General features: G+C 69.9%; 12 protein-coding genes. 8 read left to right on the top strand and 4 right to left on the bottom strand.

Annotated elements, in window-relative coordinates; all coding sequences use genetic code 11:
• Positions 1-123 precede the first annotated feature (123 nt).
• A complete protein-coding gene (locus P1P70_RS12715) occupies positions 124-495 on the bottom strand; it encodes a hypothetical protein (RefSeq protein WP_413471460.1) in 372 nt (123 codons plus the stop codon).
• A gap of 181 nt (positions 496-676) precedes the next feature.
• Between P1P70_RS12715 and P1P70_RS12710 the strand changes: the two genes are divergently transcribed.
• A complete protein-coding gene (locus tag P1P70_RS12710) occupies positions 677-1,144 on the top strand; it encodes a DUF6174 domain-containing protein (protein ID WP_319236925.1) in 468 nt (155 codons plus the stop codon).
• Here the strand turns inward: P1P70_RS12710 and P1P70_RS12705 are convergent.
• Entirely contained in the window at positions 1,126-1,560 is a 435-nt protein-coding gene (locus P1P70_RS12705; protein ID WP_319236924.1) for a hypothetical protein, read from the bottom strand. The two genes, P1P70_RS12710 and P1P70_RS12705, sit on opposite strands and share 19 nt — an antisense overlap.
• Before the next feature lie 286 nt (positions 1,561-1,846).
• On the opposite strand from P1P70_RS12705, the gene P1P70_RS12700 reads away from it, so the two are divergent.
• The gene (locus tag P1P70_RS12700; protein WP_319236923.1) at positions 1,847-2,131 is read left to right on the top strand and encodes a YciI family protein; all 285 of its coding nucleotides are present in this window, start codon (positions 1,847-1,849) and stop codon (positions 2,129-2,131) included.
• A gap of 45 nt (positions 2,132-2,176) precedes the next feature.
• Entirely contained in the window at positions 2,177-2,563 is a 387-nt protein-coding gene (locus tag P1P70_RS12695; protein WP_319236922.1) for a hypothetical protein, read from the top strand.
• Positions 2,564-2,665: 102 nt separating this feature from the next.
• On the opposite strand, the gene P1P70_RS12690 is transcribed toward P1P70_RS12695, so the two are convergent.
• Together P1P70_RS12690 and P1P70_RS12685 are read right to left on the bottom strand one after the other, a co-directional pair.
• A complete protein-coding gene (locus P1P70_RS12690; protein ID WP_319236921.1) occupies positions 2,666-6,073 on the bottom strand; it encodes a HelD family protein in 3,408 nt (1,135 codons plus the stop codon).
• A gap of 129 nt (positions 6,074-6,202) precedes the next feature.
• Positions 6,203-7,849 (bottom strand): hypothetical protein, encoded by a 1,647-nt coding sequence (locus P1P70_RS12685; RefSeq protein WP_319236920.1) that lies wholly within the window; start codon positions 7,847-7,849, stop codon positions 6,203-6,205.
• A gap of 324 nt (positions 7,850-8,173) precedes the next feature.
• Between P1P70_RS12685 and P1P70_RS12680 the strand changes: the two genes are divergently transcribed.
• The 5 genes from P1P70_RS12680 (at position 8,174) to P1P70_RS12660 (ending at position 17,715) form a co-directional block, all read left to right on the top strand.
• Positions 8,174-10,432, top strand: coding sequence for an N-6 DNA methylase (locus P1P70_RS12680; RefSeq protein WP_319236933.1), 2,259 nt, complete (start codon positions 8,174-8,176; stop codon positions 10,430-10,432).
• A gap of 90 nt (positions 10,433-10,522) precedes the next feature.
• Positions 10,523-12,532: a class I SAM-dependent DNA methyltransferase gene (locus tag P1P70_RS12675; RefSeq protein WP_319236919.1), complete on the top strand. Its 2,010-nt coding sequence runs from the start codon at positions 10,523-10,525 to the stop codon at positions 12,530-12,532.
• Positions 12,529-13,740, top strand: a complete 1,212-nt coding sequence (locus tag P1P70_RS12670; RefSeq protein ID WP_319236918.1) for a restriction endonuclease subunit S — start codon at positions 12,529-12,531, stop codon at positions 13,738-13,740. The genes P1P70_RS12675 and P1P70_RS12670 overlap by 4 nt, the downstream gene beginning before the upstream one ends.
• 2 nt (positions 13,741-13,742) lie before the next feature.
• Positions 13,743-16,940 carry a type I restriction endonuclease subunit R gene (locus P1P70_RS12665; protein ID WP_319236917.1) on the top strand — a complete coding sequence of 1,066 codons (3,198 nt, stop codon included), beginning with the start codon at positions 13,743-13,745 and terminating at the stop codon, positions 16,938-16,940.
• Positions 16,941-17,046: 106 nt separating this feature from the next.
• Complete coding sequence (locus P1P70_RS12660; RefSeq protein WP_319236916.1) at positions 17,047-17,715, top strand: hypothetical protein; 669 nt, start codon at positions 17,047-17,049, stop codon at positions 17,713-17,715.
• Positions 17,716-17,903: the final 188 nt, after the last annotated feature.

Below are 17,903 nucleotides of genomic sequence, written 5' to 3'. Positions count from 1 at the left end.
TGGTCCAAGGAAAGACGCCCCGCTTCCTGCGGGGAAATGCAGGTGCAAGGCCTGCCCGGCGCTCCACAGAATGAGCCCCGCTTCACGACACGTGAAGCGGGGCTCATCGCGTTGAGGTGTCCCCTAGCCCCTCTGCCGCTGCCGCCCCAGCAACAGAGCTCCCCCGGCCACCACCACCGCTCCGGCGGCCATGAAGCCGCCGTTGGAGCGCCACGACAGCACCGACCAGCGTGAGTGCGCGGAGAACAGGGACCCCGTACTCAGCCACGAGCCGGTCGAGATCAGTGACAGCGAGGACCCGATCGAGCCGGCGGACAGGGCGCTCCCGATCGAACCGACCGACAGGACCGACCCGACGGACCCCACGGAGAGCACCGACCCGACGGACCCGATCGACAGCAGGGAGTCCTTGGACCACAACGACAGCACGGACCCGGAGGGGGAGGCCGAGGAAGAGGAACAACGGCCGGACGGCTCGGACAGCACGGATGGCATGGACGGCTTCGTCATACGGCCATCCTGCCCGTGACGCTCTCCCGGACGGAGCCTTCCGGCGACGACGGCCGGAAACCGTGTCGGTTCGGCCGGGCTCGGCACCGGGGACTCGACCGATCCGCCGAACGTTGTCGCCCCGTCCGGCGTCCCAGTGGTGACCGTCCTGGAAGGGGCCCCCGCCATGCCGACCACCGCTGCCGTACGACACCGTCCCCGTGCCCTGTCCGCCGTCGCGACGGCGGGGGCGTTGATGTGGGCGGTCTCGGGGTGCGGGGAGGAAGAGACGGCGACGAAGCCCTCGGCGCCCGCCTGGAAGGAACCGGCCTCCTACACCTACACGTTGAGGTCGACGGAGGGTGAGCGGCCGTTGATCGGAACGTTCAGGGTGACGGTGCGGGACGGGAAGGTCGTGCGGGCCGTCGGGCTCGACGACAGCGGGCGGCACGTGGTGGACCGGTCGCCGCAGCACATACCCACCATCGCGGACCTGTTGCGGGAGGCGGAGGTGGCCCGCGAGGAGGGTGCCGAAACGGTGGACGGCACGTACGCGTCGGACGGCCGTCCGTTCACGCTCGCCATCGACTGGGACGTGGACGCGATCGATGACGAGGCGGCGTACGACCTCAGCGACTACGAGGCACTCGGCTGACTCAGGTCCCGGACCGTGCCGCCCACCTTGGCCTTCAGCTTCTTGAGCACGTCGGGCTTGGCGGAGATGGCCCAGCGGGGGCCGACGAGGTACTTGCCGCCGTACATCGAGGCCGACTCCAGCCAGACCTCCTTCAGCTCGTCCTTGGGGAAGGTGGTGATGAGGTAGTCCCCCGCGCCGGTCTGACACACGCCCTCGCGCAGTTCCTCGGCCTCGGTACGGATCTTCACCTCACACCCGGTGAGCTCCGCGATCACCTCGACCCTGGCCGGCGCGACGACCGCGGCAACCGGACTGGACTCCTCACCCGCCTTGCCCGAGCCCTTGTCACCACCGCCGCCACTACAGGCCGCCACCAGGGGCAGGACAGCCAGACCCGCAGCCAACACACCGCCCCGCGACAGCTTCCTCATCACGTCCGGATCTCCGTTCGCGTCTTTCGTACTTCGTACCCGAGTGCACTCGCCAAGAGGTACGTAGGGGCGCGGCCGGATGCTCACCGCCGGTCGGATCCGAGCTCAAGGTCTCGCTACAGGACGCCGTGCTGGGGGCGGGGTGGACTTGGCCTGGAGTCATCACTGGCAAGTTGTGGGGCTGAGAAATCCGGACCCGTAGCCTTGGCACTCCAGCCGTACACCGTGGTCTTGCTGGTCGGGGCCGGCACAGCCGTAGTCCGGTGCTGTCGCTGCTACGGTCGGGCGCATGCTGATCGTCGAACTCGCCTTGACCGCTTCACCTGAGCGCCTCGCGGCACGTCCGGCGCATCGCGCACTCCTCAATCGCCTTCACGAGGAGGGACGTCTCGTCGTCGCCGGTCCGTTCGCTGACGACACTGGTGCGCTGCTTGTCTTCGACACGGAACGCGCAGAGCTGGACCGCATACTCGACACCGATCCGTACTACCGCACGCCTGGTGTCCAGGTGGTCGGTGTGCGCGAATGGGCGCCGGTTGTGGGTCTGGCCCGACTGCATCGCGATCTTTCCTGAGCAGCGGAGACGGTGCGCGCCCGGACGGGCACTCAGACTGCGGCCATGCAACTTCCCGCACCGGCCGTCGTTGCGGCCACCGCGCTGATCGAAGTCGTCAGGATCTCGGGGCTACCGGGACGGCGGGGCGACCCGTACCCCGGTGCCGTGGTCGCCCACTGGGCCGGGGACGAGATCGGGGACGTCCTGGCCCTGATCGCGAGCCTGCCCGGCAGCGCTCAGCACCGCTGCGGTTTCTCGCCGGGGTGGGGCGTGCGGGCGTACGACGATGTCCTCGACCTGCCGTTGTACGAGGCGGCGTTCTGCTTCAGCTGCGACGAGGTCCGGATGCAGGGGCCCGCCGTGCCGCCCGCCCTGGCCAAGCAGTTCTTCGACGCCGACACCGAACAGGGTCAGGCACTCCTGACCCGCTTCCGCGGGGTGGTCCGGTAGCTCCGCCGGCGGAGCTACCGGGACCGGCACGGACCAACCCCACGCGAAGGGGAACGCCGGTGCGCTGCGGGCACGCGGCAGTCGCGCTCCTTTCGGAAGGGGTCACGCCTGGCCGGAGCCCAGAGCGGTTTCCACGTCCTGGCCGCCCCAGCTGTCGGGGGTGCGCCACAGGACGTGGACCCCGAAGATGCCGTGCAAGGTGTCGGCGGACCACTCCTCGGCGGGCGGTTCGGAGAGCACCAGATAAAGGCGGTCGGCAGAAGCGGGCAGGGTGTGGTTGATCTCCAGGAGGCGGGTGGCTCCCGAGCGGAGGTCGGCGTAGGTGGACCGGCCGGCGCCGAGGACCTCGTAGAGGAAGTGGCCGTCCTCCGCGGTGCGGCTGACATCGATGACCGGGGAGTCGGTCGGCTGCAGGTCCCCCCAGAGCAGGGCCGCCTTGAGAGCATGGCGCACCGCCTCGTGCTTCTTGCACGTGCGGTCGGTGGCCGCCGCGCTCTCCAGCGAGTGCAGAAGCCCCTTGGCGGGCGTGGCAGGCGCGGGCGTGGCGGGCGCCGGCGTGGCGGGCATGCCTTCGGGGGTCATGGGCTCTGCTTCCTTCTGCTCTGGCTGCTGTTCGACGGAGGCGGGCGCACTCTCGGTTTCCGGTTCGCCCGGGGCGGCCCGGCGGTGCTGGAGCGTCTCCCGGGCTGCGTTCAGGGCCGGGGCCCAGTCGGCGCGTGCCAGGTCCGCCTGGAGTCGGTCCAGGTCCAGGTTGTTGTCCTTGAGCATGCGGTTGGTGTGCGCCGCCAGGTCGCGCAGGAGGCTGAGGCGGTGCTTGTCCGGGGATCCGAGCACACGCCGCACATCCACCCAGTCCGCCTGGTCACGGCGGAGGACGCGGTTGGCCATGCCCTTGAGCTCGGACAGACGATCACGGGCGTTCTCCGGAACGGTTCCGTCACCGTTGGTCAGGTCGTCGAAGACGCCGAGCGCCGCCACGTAGCGTTCCGCCATGCTGGAGGAGATGGGCTGGCGGCCACGCTGGTCCGCGGTGAGCAGGCAGTGGTTCGTCTCGTGGGCGAACACCCAGCAGTCCAGTACCGCGCCGGCACGCGGGGGCACCGAGCCGTGGCGGACGGTCAGGACCAGGGGGACGTCGATCGCGGGAGACAGGGCCTTGACCTTGTACCGGCCGCCGGGTGCCCGGCCGGTCACGCGGACTCGGATGTCCGTACCGATGTCGGGCACGTCACCGTCTGCCATGCCTGATTCGCCTTCGGTGGGCGCCGGTTCAGCACTGCTGCCGTCGGGGTTCGTGAGGGCCTCCGGGAGCGGGGAGGTGTGCAGGACGGTCAGGCTCTGGGTGCTGCGGGTGAGCGCGACGTACAGCTGGCGCAGGCCCGCCGGGCCCCGGTCGGCGATGGTGGCGGGTTCGACGACGAGGACGTGGTCGTACTCCATGCCCTTGGCCTGGGCGGCAGCCAGCACGGACACCGCCTCGCGTCCCTGCTCGGTGATGCCGTCGGCCAGGTCCAGCTGACGGTTGATCTCGTCGAGCCAGCCGGAGTCGTCGGGGACGATGACCGCCACGGAGCGCAGGGTGTTTCCGTCGCTGGTGCCGATGAGGCGGGTGGCTTGGGCCACGGTGTCGCCGAGGAGTTTCCACGGCTCGGTCGCGACCGTCCGTACGGCGTCCTCTCCCGCCGCACGCACGGCCTGCGGATACGGCAGCGTGGGGGCGACGGTACGGGCCAGTGGGGCGACGAAATCCATGATCTCGGCAGGCACGCGGTAGCTGGTGTTCAGCTCGGCCACACGCCAGTCGCCGTGGTCGGACAGGAGGGTGGCGAGGCGGTCCCAGTCGGTGTGGGTGTGGGGGCCCGTGGCCTGGGCCAGGTCACCGAGGATGGTCATGGAGCCCTGCGCCGCGGAGCGCCGGCGCAGGGAGCGGGCCTGCATGGGTGTCAGGTCCTGCGCCTCGTCGACGACGATGTGCCCGTACCGCTGCGGGATCTCCCCGGTGATCAGATACCGCAGTTCTTCGAGGCAGACCTGGTCGTCGAGGGTCCAGGGATCGGCGTCGGCCCTGTCGGCCCGAGGGCGGCGCAGAGCCGCCTGCTCCGCGGCGTCGAGAATGCCCTCGGCGCAGGTACGCAGGAGGTCCTCCGAGTCGTACAGGGTGCGGAGAGCCTCCCTGGCGCCGGGCGAAGGCCAGACACGTTCGATGAGGCGCTCGACCTGACGGTTGCGTTCCAGGTCGCGGCGGATCGTGTCGTCGCGGCTGCGGCGAGGGGCGACGGCGACGAGTTCCCGCAGCAGGCGGTCGACGAGCAGCCCGCGGAATCGGTCGCGGCGCTCACGGTAGGAGCCATCGCCTTGGCGCACGTCCTCAAGGAGCGCAAGCATTTCGGAGCGCGGGACACGCAGGGTCGTGCTGCCGACGGTGACGGTGAGCTCCGGCTCGGCCCCCTCGTAGGAGGCGGTAGTGGTGAACTCGTCGACGGCCTCGGGGCGGCACTCGATCTCGACGCGCCGCCGCAGGACGGCCGCCATACGCTCGTCGGACTTCACCACCCGCGCCTGGGGGGTGTCGGTGCCGAGGATCTCGCCGTCCCACAGGCGATTCACCTGCACGGCGTTGACGTTTCGGGTGCCGAGCGTGGGCAGCACCTGGCTCACGTAGTCCAGGAACCGCTGATGGGGGCCGACGACGAGGACATCCTGGGCTTTGAAGTGCCCGTTGTTGACGAGCCAGGTCACGCGGTGCAGGCCGACCGCCGACTTGCCGGTACCCGGGCCGCCCTGCACGACGAGGATGTCCGAGGGCGAACCCGTGACCAGAGCCATCTGGTCACGGCGGATGGTCTCGACGATGTCCCGCATGCTGCCGCTGCGCGAGCGCTGAAGCTCGAGGAGGAGGAAGTCGTCGGGCTGCTGCGGCCCTTGGCGATGGAGACGGGCGACGTCGGCGGGGGTGAGGACGGGCGGCTGTGCCTCTTCCGGCCGCTGTACGTCGGTGGTTCGGTCTGCCGCCGCGGACTGCGGATCGGCGTCGTCCACGGTCGGCCGCGGGGCGGGAACGGCGACGGCGACGGCGATGTCGTCGGCATAGCCTTCGACGACGCGCTGTGTGCAGTGCAGCCGCCGCCGCAGGAGCACCTCCCCCGGAGCGTCCGGCAGCGCGTCGAGCCACTTCTTCGCCAGTTCGTTGGTCCACTCCACGACGACGGTGTCGCGGGTCTGCACGTCGGAAACGGCACGCCGGCCGACGTACCAGGTATCGGTCTCCCCACCGGGGCCGTCCTGCGTGTCCACGCGGCTGATGACCAGCGACGCGTTGCCGAGACCTCCGTACGCCGCGGCTCGCTCCTCGGCCGCGAGCCGGTTGGCGACGCTGTCCTTGCCGCTCGCGGAGGCCGAGGCGACCGACCCCCCGGTCAGTTCGGCCAGCCGCGCGGCGTAGCAGGCGTAGGCGCGGTCCACCGCCTTCTGCTCGATGGCGATGATCTCGTCGCGCGTGGTGGTGCCCATGTGTATCCCCCTCCCCTGCGGCGCCCCGAAGGACGCCGCGTCGGGCATGTGCCCGTACACGGGTGAAATAACGATCAGAGACCGGCTGGTGACAAGTGGTCAGAAGGCCGACGGCGGAGTCGGTCAGGGTCAGGCGGCAGCGGTACCGGGGTACTGGTCGGAGCTGAGAGAGCGCAGGATCCGTGCCACTTCCTTGCCGGCGGCGGAGGCGGAGACGCGGCCGGTGGCGCGCCGCACGGCGAGGCCGGCGAGGGTGTCGGCGGTTTCGTTGAGGTCATGCCCGATGTGGCCCTTGAGCCAGCGGACCTGGAAGCGGTCGCGATGGGGCAGCAGGCGGCCCAGGAGTTCCCTGCCCTCGGGGAAGAGGACGGTGCGGCGGGCGGCTGCCGGGTCGGCGCTCGTCAGGGCCACGTTCACCGCCTCGACGGCCTCGGTGCTGTCGCACAGGACGAGTACGGGGGCTTCCGGGTGGCGACCCAGGAGGCTGAGGGCGGCCTGGCAGATACCGATGACCTCGGCCTCGCCGCTGCCCGAGGCCATGGAGTCGCCGTATCCGGTGGTGCCGTCCTCGGCGGCCCAGCCGTAGCCGCACCGGGCGGATTCGTCGCCGATCGCGGCATCGGCGACGGCCACCGCGGCGCGGCTGGGGAGGTCGTCGAGGATGGCGTAACGCTCCTTGTAGCCGGGGGCGGAACCCTCCGAACCGCCGCCGTCGCCATCGCCGCCGTCCTCCTGCGACCTGTCGGCGGACGCGTTCTCGGCGAGGAGGGCGGCGAGGGTGCGATGGCAGCGCGGGCAGCCGTCGGCGCGTGCGTCGCAGTCTTCCCGGTGCTCTGTGGCCAGCCGACAGGCCCGCTGCCACAACCGGGGCTCGTCGGCGGTGAAGCGTGTGAGAGCTGCGGCGCGGCACCGCGCGATGAGTTCCGCGATGGGCCCGGCGGCCGCACGGTCCCGGATCCGGTCATGGAGGTCGGCGATCCTGTGCTTGGCCTCGCGGGCGCGGGCCGCGAGGATCGCGGCGTCCTGGTAGGCGTCGTCGAGCGCGTCGAGCTGCGCACGGCGGGCGGCGGGCGGACGGGCGAGCACGTCGCGTTCGGCCTGGGCGATGGCGTAGCGGCCCCAGGCCAGCGCGGTACGGGCATGCCGGCCCCACCGTTCGACCACCGCGTCGTGCGCGAGGTGCGGATTCTCCCCTTCCCGGGCGTCGTGCAGGAGGGCCTGGACGAAGGCGTCGTCGTGGCACTCCAGCAGTTCGCGTACGGCCAAGGGCAGTTGGGCGGGTGCAGAGCCCCATTCCCGGGCCCACAGGGCGAGATCGTTGTCCGCCGCCCGCACATCGGCGGCGGGCGAACCACGGTCGAGGAGCTCCTCCCGCAGGGCCCGGCCGTACGCTTCCGGGTCCACGGCGCGCGTCACGCGCAGCTCGAGCGGCTCCAGCGGGGGTCCAGGACGGTCGGCGACGCGGCGCGCACGCTGCTCCTTGCACACCGCATCCGCCTCGGACCGTGCCCGGCGCACCCTGCGTGCGTGCTCGCGCAGCTGCCGCAGCCGCTGTGCGGCCGGCAGTCCCGAGAGCTCGGTGCGCCTGATGTCCCCACGGGCGCGGACATCGGCGTGGGCCAACGCGATGGCGATGGGCCCGGCGAGCGAAGGGTGGGCCAGGGCCGCAGCGGTCTCCGGGGCAGCCATGCCGTTCATGCGGGCGAGGACGGCGTCCTGCAGCGCGACGAAGTCTTCGGTGAAGTGGTGGACCAGCTCGGTGTGCGTGGCGATCATCACGGTGACCTTCCAAGTCACGAGCGGGGTAACTGGTGCGGGCGGTGGGGTTGTTGCGCCCAACCGGAACGAGTGCGGCCCCGGCGTGGCGACAGCGATCTGGACGAATGCGGGGCGCGGAGCACAGCAAGCAGAGCGGCTGACGCGCGCTTCCAGCCGGAAGCAGAACCAGGTAAACACACCACTGAAAGCATCGTCAAACAAATTGACAGACTTGACGACCGCTGTACTGTGTTAACCGATCCCAACCCGACTGGCCCGAGAGGTGCGGAACCCCACGCCATGCCCCAGCAGCCACCCGCCCGCCCGGCGCCCTCCGCGCACGTGACAGCCGCCGAGATCTCCCGCATCGCGGGGGTCACGCGCGCCACCGTCAGCAACTGGCGCCGCCGTCACGACGACTTCCCGGCCCCCAGCGCAGGCACGGAGAGCAGCCCGCTCTACGACCTGCCGGCCGTCCAGGCGTGGCTGCGGTCACGCGGGCACACCTCCGCCGCCTCGCCGACCGAGGAGCTGCGTACGGCGCTACGGCTGCTGGGGCCCGGCTCGGGTGTGGCCGCGCGACTCTTCCCGCTGGTGGCCGCCGTCTCCCCCCGCACACCGGAGGAGCTGGCCGAACTCACCGCCCTGCCCGACGACCAGCTGATCGTCCAGGCGGAGAAGACCGCGGGCGAGCTTCCGGCCGCCGTGCCCGAGGCCGAGCCGGTCCGCTACGGTCCGGGCGACGCGGGCGCCGTCCGCGCACTGCTGACCTGCGTCCGTGAGGCGGGGGCGCAGGCCGCCGTCGACGTCCTCGCCGAACGCGAACTGGACGAGGGCGCCGCCAGCGGCGTCTACCAGACCCCGGAGGGCCTGGCCCTGCTCATGGCACGGCTCCTGCCCGCCGGCGCGTCCCGCGTCCTCGACCCCGCCTGCGGCAGCGGCACGCTCCTCGCCGCCGCCGCCCGGCAGGGCGCGCGGGAGCTGTTCGGGCAGGACTCGCTCCCCGTCCAGGGCCGGCGCACTGCGGTCCGGCTGCTGCTGGCCGCACCCGAGGCAGGGACGGCTATCCGGGTCGGCGACAGCCTGCGCGCCGACGCCTTCCCCGACGTCACCGTGGACGCCGTCCTGTGCAACCCGCCGTTCGGCGACCGCGACTGGGGTCACGACGAGCTGGCCTACGACCCGAGATGGGCGTACGGACTCCCGCCGCGCTTCGAATCCGAACTGGCCTGGGTGCAACACGCCCTCGCGCACCTGGAGCCCGGTGGCCACGCGGTCATGCTGCTGCCGCCCGCGCTCGCCTTCCGCTCCTCCGGCCGCCGGGTCCGCGCGGAACTCATCCGTGGCGGGGCCCTGCGCGCCGTGGTCTCCCTTCCCGCGCGTGCCGCGTATCCGCTCCACATCGGCCTGCAGATCTGGGTGTTCCAACGCCCTGAGCCGGGCGGGACGGACCGTACTACGGTGCTGTTCGTCGATGGGGAAGGGGAGCAGCGGGAAGGTGTTCCGGGCACGGCGTCCGCCACCGGTACGGCCACGGCCGGCGCCGGGACCCGCGGCGGCTCGCGCCCCCGCCGATCCGGCTCCTCCTCTTCCGCAGCCGCCTCCGCCCCCTCCTCTTCAGCCTCCGCCGCCTCACTCGACTGGGCGGGGCTGACCGACCGGGTCCTCGGCCAGTGGGCCGCGTTCACCACCGCACCCGACACCTACGCCGACGAGCCCGGCGTCGCCCGCGCGGTGCCGCTCGTCGACCTCCTCGACGACGTCGTCGACGTCACCCCGGCCCGCCATGTGCGGGCGACCGCGGCCGACATCGACCCGGCCGCCCTGGCCCGCCGCGTCGACGACCTGCACGGGCAACTGGCCGAGCAGGTCGCCGCCCTGGCGACCGCTTCCGCGTCCGGCGGGTGGCTGCCGTCCGGGGACTCGGCCCGCGAGTGGCGTACGGCGACCGTCTCCGACCTGGCGCGCGGCGGGGCCCTGACCGTGCTGCGGGCGGCGACGCCCGGCACCCGAGGCTCCAAGGGCTCCGGCGCCCCCACCGTGGACCGGCCGGTCCTCGCCGCCCGCGACATCTCGGCCGGGAACCCGCCGTCCGGCACGGCTGTCGACCTCCACGCGGACGCCGCGCAACCCGTCGCCGCCGGGGACGTCCTCGTACGCGCCGTCGCGGCCGGCGGCAACGCGGCCACGATGACCCGGGTGGCGGACAACCGCGACGCCGGATCCCTGCTCGGTCAGCACATCCACCTCCTGCGCCCCGACCCGGCCCGCCTCGACCCGTGGTTCCTGGCCGGGTTCCTCGGCGCCGAGGACAACATCGCCTCCGCGTCCACCGGCAGCACCCAAGTGCACATCACACCGGGCCGCCTGCGCGTACCGCTGCTGCCCCTGGAGGAACAGCGGCGCTACGGGGAGGCCTTCCGCCGCGTGTACGAGCTGCGCGCGGCCGTCCGCCGAACCGCCGACCTGGCCGCCGACACCGCGGCCACTCTGACCACCGGCCTCACCGCCGGCGTACTCCTGCCGCCGGACGCCCCGGATGCCTCGGACACCCCGGACGCTCCGCACGCTTCGGACGCCCGAGACAGCCGTTCCGCCTGAAACGCCCCACACGTCCGACCGCACACGACCACACTGGATCCCTGCCGTCCCCTGCCCGGACGGCGCTCTTCGGAAGGAAGCCGGGACCTCTTGAACAGCAGCAAGCACACGGAGTTGGCGAACCACGCCTGGTCCGTCGCCGATCTTTTGCGCGGCGACTACAAGCAGTCCGACTACGGCAAGGTCATCCTGCCGTTCACCGTGCTGCGCCGCCTGGAGTGCGTCCTGGAACCGACGCGCGAGAAGGTCGTCGAGACCGTCGCCAGGTTCGCAGGCCAGGACATCGACACAGGCCTCTTCCTGCGCAAGGCCTCGGGCCACTCCTTCTACAACAAGAGCGACCTCACGCTGCGGAAGATCGCGGCCGACCCGCAGAACGCGGCGAAGAACCTGCAGATCTACGTCGGCGCCTTCTCCGACAACGCCCGCGAGGTCCTCGACAAGTACGAGTTCAACCAGCAGGTCAGGAAGCTCGACGGCGCGAACCTGCTTTACCAGGTCATCGGGAAGTTCACCGACCTCGACCTGCACCCCGATGTCGTGCCCAACCACAACATGGGCTACATCTTCGAGGAGTTGATCCGCCGCTTCGCCGAGCAGTCGAACGAGACGGCGGGTGAGCACTTCACCCCGCGCGAGGTCATCAAGCTGATGGTCAACCTGCTGGTGGCGCCCGACGCGGACGCCCTCAGCCTGCCCGGTGTCGTCCGCACGGTCATGGACCCGGCCTGCGGCACGGGCGGCATGCTCAGCGCCGCCGACGACCGCATCCTCGCCCTCAACCCGGACGCGACGGTCGAGGTGTACGGGCAGGAGCTCAACCCCGAGTCCTGGGCGATCTGCCGGTCCGACCTCATGATCAAGGGCCAGGACCCGGAGAACATCCGCTTCGGCAACTCCTTCTCCGACGACGGCCACGCCCGCCGCAAGTTCGACTACATCCTCGCCAACCCGCCGTTCGGCGTGGAGTGGAAGAAGGTCAAGGAGGACGTCGAGTACGAGCACAAGTCGCTCGGCGACGCCGGCCGCTTCGGCGCGGGCCTGCCGCGCATCAACGACGGCTCGCTGCTCTTCCTCCAGCACATGATCTCGAAGATGAAGCCGGTGGACGTGAACGGCGGGGGCGGCTCCCGCATCGCCATCGTCTTCAACGGCTCCCCGCTCTTCACGGGCGCGGCCGAGTCCGGCGAGTCCAACATCCGCCGCTGGATCCTGGAGAACGACTGGCTGGAGGCGATCGTCGCGCTCCCGGACCAGCTCTTCTACAACACCGGCATCTCCACGTACTTCTGGATCCTCACCAACCGCAAGGACGCCGACCACAAGGGCAAGGTCGTCCTGCTGGACGCGCGCGACCAGTGGGTGAAGATGCGCAAGTCCCTCGGCGACAAGCGCAAGGAACTGGGCGACGGGACGAACGGCCGCCCCGACCACATCGGCGACATCACCCGCCTGTACGCGGAGGCGCTGCAGGTCGCGGGCGATGCGGAGCACCCGCTGCACGGCAAGGTGAAGGTCTTCTGGAACGAGGACTTCGGCTACCAGCGCATCACCGTCGAACGCCCGCTGAAGCTGCGCTTCGAGGTCACGGAGGAGACGGTGGCGGCGCTGGCGGAGGCCAAGCCGGTGGCGAAGCTGGAGCGGAGCGAGGAGTTCGTGACGGCGGTGCGTACGCTGCTCGGCTCGTCGTGGAGGGGGAAGTCCGAGGCGTTCATCGCGCTCAAGGACGCGGTGGTCGCGGCCGGGCTGACGTGGCCGTCGGGAGCGCCGTTCGCGAAGGCGGTACGGGAGACAATCGGCGTCCGGGACCCGGAGGGCGAGGTCCAGAAGGTCAAGGGTGCCCCGGAGCCGGACACTGACCTGCGGGACTACGAGAACGTCCCGCTGGGCGAGGACGTCGAGGACTACCTCAAGCGCGAGGTGCTGCCGCACGTGCCGGACGCGTGGATCGACCACACGAAGACGAAGGTCGGCTACGAGATCCCGTTCACGCGGCATTTCTACGTGTACCAGCCGCCGAGGCCGTTGGCGGAGATCGACGCGGAGCTGAAGTCGCTGGAGGCGGAGATCCAGGCGCTGCTGGGTGAGGTGACCGAATGACGTTCCCCGACAACTGGCATACTCGCCGAGCCCGCTTCTCCTTCTCGCGTCGCGACGTGCGAGGCGCCGACGCCCCCTTGGCCTCCGCGACCAAGGACGGCGTCACCCTGCGAAGCGACCTGGACTTCTCGGTATGGAACCCGGAATCCAACGTCAGTAACTACAAGCTCGTCGAGCCGGACGACTTCGTCATCGGTCTGCGGTCCTTCCAGCACGGGATTTCGCACTCCACTGTGCGGGGCATCGTGAGCCCGGCATACACGGTGCTGCGGTCGGCGGGCGACTTGGAGCCGAAATTCTTCAAGCACTATTTCCGATCCAGCCTGCTGATCTCCCGCCTGGCGAACATCACCCAGGGAATCCGGCAAGGTCAGGCTATCGACATCGAGGCGTTCCAGAACCTCCCGATGCCCGTACCCCCGTTGGAGGAGCAGCGCCGCATCGCCGACTTCCTCGACGCCGAGACCGTCCGTATCGACGCATTGGCTCGGGCTTACGTGAAGCTCAGGGAACTGGCATCCGAGCGCTCCCAGCGCGTGATCGACGCGGAAATCGAGCAGCACCAGGACCGCATTCCTTTCCGTTATCTGACTCGCTTCCGCGAAGGCCCCGGAATCATGGCGGTCGACTTTCACGATGCCGGAACTCCGCTCATTCGGATCTCAGGTCTGCAACGTGGCGAAGTCACGCTGAACGGATGCAACTTCCTCGATCCCGAGAAGGTCTCCCGTCAGTGGTCGCAGTTTCGCCTCAAGTTGGGTGACCGGCTGATCAGCGGAAGCGCCACCATGGGGGAAGTCTCCGTCGTGCAGGACCCGGCGGTCATCGGGTCGATTCCCTACACCGGCTTGATCATTCTGCGACCCGCCCGGCCGGACGTGGACATGAAGTACGTGGAGGCGTTCCTGCGCTCATCGCTCTTCTTCCGCCAGATCGACGTCCTCAAGACGGGGGCGACGATGCAGCACTTCGGCCCCACCCACCTGTCGCAGATTCAAGCCCCGATGCCATCGCCTCACGAGCAGCTGCGGATTGTCGAGCATGTACAGGGTGCGCTTGCCCATGCCGGCCGATGCGGCGATCTTGTCGATCGGCAGCTGGCCCTGCTCGCGGAACGCCGCCAAGCCCTCATCACCGCCGCCGTAACCGGCCAGTTCGACGTCTCCACCGCCAGCGGGCGCAACGTAACGGACGGAGTCACCGCGTAGCCATGAGCCCCATCCACACGGAGTCCGCCTTCGGCGACGCCATAGTCGCCGCTATGGTCGAGCGCGGCTGGCGCGAAGCTCGCCCGCAGGACTACCGGGCCGATCTCGGCCTGGACACCAACGAGTTGTTCACCTTCATCGGGGCGACCCAGCCCGACGAGTGGAGCGAGCTGCTCACCGTCTACGGCGGCGACCCGAACGAGGCTCAGCGCGGGTTCGCCGCTCGCCTCGACCAGGCCATCGCCACCAACGGGCTTCTCGACGTCCTCCGCAACGGCGTCAAGGACCGGGGCGTCCTGCTCCGCGTCGCGTACTTCAAGCCGAACCTCGTCGCCCACGACTCCGTGCTCGACGGCTACCGGGCCAACCGCCTCACCGTCGTCCGCGAGCTGGAGTACGCGACGAAGCAGGCGGACTGGGGCAACCGGCTCGACCTCGCCCTCTTCCTCAACGGAATCCCCGTCGCCACGGCCGAGTTGAAGAACCCCCTGACCAAGCAGGGGGTGGAGCAGGCCAAGGGGCAGTACCGCACCGACCGCGACCCCACCGAGCTGATCTTCACGCGCCGCGTCGTCGCGAACTTCGCCGTCGACCCGGACCTGGTCTTCGTGGCCACCCAGCTCAAGGGCAAGAACACCCGCTTCCTCCCCTTCAACACCGGCTCCAACGGCCCCGGTCAGCCGGGCGGCGCAGGCAACCCGACCCCGGCCGCCTACGGCACGTACGCGACCTCCTACCTCTGGGAGCACGTCTGGCAGCCGGACAACTGGCTGGACCTGCTCCAACGGTTCGTGCACCTGCACAAGAGCAAGACGCCCGGCGGCGGCACCACCAAGACGATGGTCTTCCCCCGGTTCCAGCAGTGGGACGCGGTCAAGAAGCTCACCGCGCACGCCGCCACCCACGGCGCGGGGCACGACTACCTGGTCATGGCCTCCGCCGGCTCGGGCAAGTCGAACACCATCGGCTGGCTCGCGCACCGCCTCAGCGACCTGCACACCCCCACCGACGCCCGCGAACTCGACCCCGAGGCCGTGGCCAAGGGCCTCAAGCCGGGCGTGCCGGTCTTCGACAAGGTCATCGTTATCACCGACCGCCGCAACCTGGACGCGCAACTCCGGGAAACGGTCGGCAACTTCGAGCAGACCGCTGGCCTTGTCGTGAAGATCGACGAGAAGCACGGGGCGAAGGGCGAGCAGCTCGCCAAGGCCCTCTCCCGCGACACCGGGAAGATCGTCACGGTCACCCTGCACTCGTTCCCCGCGTTGCTGGACTACCTGCTGCGCAACCCGACCGAGCTGCGGGGCAGCCACTTCGCGATCATCGTGGATGAGGCGCACTCGTCGCAGGCCGGCGATGCCGCGACCGATGTGCGGGCCGTCCTGCGTGAACTGGGGCTGGATTCCGACTCGGACGACGTGGGCACGACCGAGGTGGACGTCCCGGCCGCCGGGCTCCGGAAGAAGCTCAGGAAGCGGGCCGAGGACCGCTCCCGCGCCGCGAACCTCTCCTACTTCGCGTTCACCGCCACGCCGAAGGCCAAGACCCTCGAACTCTTCGGCACGCTCCAGGAGATCGACGGCAAGCCGGCGTACCGGCCCTTCCACACGTACTCCATGCGCCAGGCGATCGAGGAGGGCTTCATCCTCGACCCGTTGCGCAACTACGTCACGTACAACACGTACTGGAAGCTGGTGAACCAGAACCCCGACGAGCGGGAGGTCGACCCGTCGAAGGCGAACGGCCTACTCGCCCGGTACGCGCTGACGCACGACTCGACGGTGGCCCAGCACGCGCAGGTGATCGTGGAGCACTTCGTGACGCACAGCCGGGGCCGTCTGGGCGGGCGGGCCAAGTCCATGGTGGTGACCGCCTCGCGGCAGTCGGCCGTACAGATGGCGCGCGCGCTCAAGAGCTACATCAAAGACCGGGACTACGACACCAAGTACCCCGACCTCGGCGTCCTGGTCGCCTTCTCCGGCTCGCTCACCGTCGACGGCGAGGAGACCACCGAGCCGAAGGAGAACGGCGGGCTGTCGGAGAGCGCGCTGCCGAAGGCGTTCGCGTACACGCGTGCCGACGACAAGGCCGCACGGGCCGGCGGCGCGGGCCAGCACGAGTACAAGATCCTGGTCGTGGCGGAGAAGTACCAGACCGGCTTCGACCAGCCCCTGCTGACGACGATGTACGTCAACAAGACGCTGACCGGCATCTCCGCCGTGCAGACCCTGTCCCGGCTGAACCGGACCGCCGAGCGCAAGACCCAGGCGGACCTGGCGGTCCTGGACTTCGTCAACGACGCCAACGACATACAGGACTCCTTCCGCCCGTACTTCGAGGAGGCGAACACCCTCCCCTCCGACCCCAACCTGCTCTACACCGCGCAGAGCCGGGTCATGCGGGCGGCGATCCTGGCCGGGCAGGAGATGGACGACTTCGCCGCCGCGTACTTCGCCGCCAAGGAGAAGGCGGCGGGCTCGCAGTCCAAGTGGGAGAAGCTGCACGCCGAGCTGTACCGGCTGCTCTCCCCCGCGGTCGCCCGCTTCACGCACCTGCTCGAGAGCGAGGACGAGGACGACCAGGAGACGGCGGAGGGCTTCCGCGCCGACCTCAACGACTACGTCAGGAAGTACGGCTTCCTCGCGCAGATCGTCCCCTACCAGGACCCCGAACTGGAGCGGCTGCACCTCTACGGCCGCTACCTCCTCAACCGGCTGCCGCGCCGCGCGGACGGCGGCGTGGACATAGGCGAGGTCGACCTCAGCCATATGCGGGTGGAGAAGACCGGCGATTACGACGTCTCCCTCACCGCCGAGGGGCCGACGACGATGAAGGGCTTCGGCGACGGCTCGGGCGGCGCGAAGGAAGCGGAGAAGTCGCTGCTCTCGCAGTTGATCGAGAAGTTCAACGAACGCTTCGGCACCGAGTTCACCGAGCAGGACGTCATCCGTCCGTTCGAGGAGGCCAAGGCCGACCCGAAGGTGCGGGCGGCGGCCGTCGTCAACGACGAGGAGAACTTCGGCCTCGTCTTCGACAACGTCTTCGCGGACAAGATGGCCGACCACATCGACACCATCGCGGGCATGGGCCGCCAGTACTTCGGCCCCGACAAGGGCTTCAAGTCCAGCCTGGACCGCAGCGCCCGCAAGGCCGCGTGGCGGATGATCCGCCGCGAAGAGGGCCTGGACGACGACATCTGAGGCGCACGCCCGGCCGGATGTGCCGGCCGGGGCGCCTTGCCGGACATCAAGTCTGTGCGCAGTGCAAGTTGTCCTCTTCAGGGGCAACGAATCGGGAGGGGAAACAATGGAACACGCGACGGACGAGCCCGAGGCGTCTCGGCTTCAGAAGGTCGTCGAGGGGATCGCCATCACGCCGGAGGCGGCCGCTACGCTCGTGGGCGGTTACCGCGCGACTTTCGAGACCAAGTTCAAGCGGGAGCCCGAGAGCCTGGAGGACAAGCGCCGGATCGCCAACAAGATCGTTGGCCGGTACTCCAAACTTTCGGCAGCCGCTGGGGCGGTCACCGCCGCCCCGAGCGTGATTCCGGGCGTCGGTACGGCGGTCGCAGTCCTGGGCGGCGGTCTCACCGATATCGCCGCGGCACTCAAGCTCCAGATCGACATGTGCATGTGCCTTGTCGAGGTGTACGAGACCGAGCTGAGCGATGAGGACAAGAAGCACCTCGCTTTCATGCTCGCCCTGGCGGGTTCGGCGGAACAGATGGCGACGAAGGGCGGCAAGGCGGCGGTCCAGAAGATCGCCGAGAAGCTGGTCTACCAGTACCTGAGAGGTCCCGCCCTGGTCACGATCAAGCAGTTGTTCAAACGGGTGTCCATCACCTTCACCCAGAAGGCGGCGGCCAAGGCGATCCCAGCGGGCGTAGGTGTAGCTTTCAGCAGCTCTACCAACTACGTCCTGACGACGGTGGTGGGCAAGGTCGCCGTCGCCGTCCTGGCCAAAGATGTGAAGTAGCAACACCGCATCAGGTCCGTGACCGCCGACTCAGTTCGTGGGGGAGTCCTGTCGCGGGAGCCCTCCGACTGGCGGCCGAGGTGCTCGTCCGCGTGCGCCACGGGGGCGGCCTGGTACCGCCACGAGTCGCAACACAATCAGGGCAACTGAGGGGGAGCGCGGCTTCGGCTATGCGGTGGGCTCGGGGG

It is taken from the genome of Streptomyces sp. MB09-02B (assembly GCF_033794485.1).
Classification (GTDB): domain Bacteria; phylum Actinomycetota; class Actinomycetes; order Streptomycetales; family Streptomycetaceae; genus Streptomyces.
The sequence above is the reverse complement of the archived record's forward strand: the minus strand, read 5'-3'. Positions and strand labels throughout refer to the sequence as shown.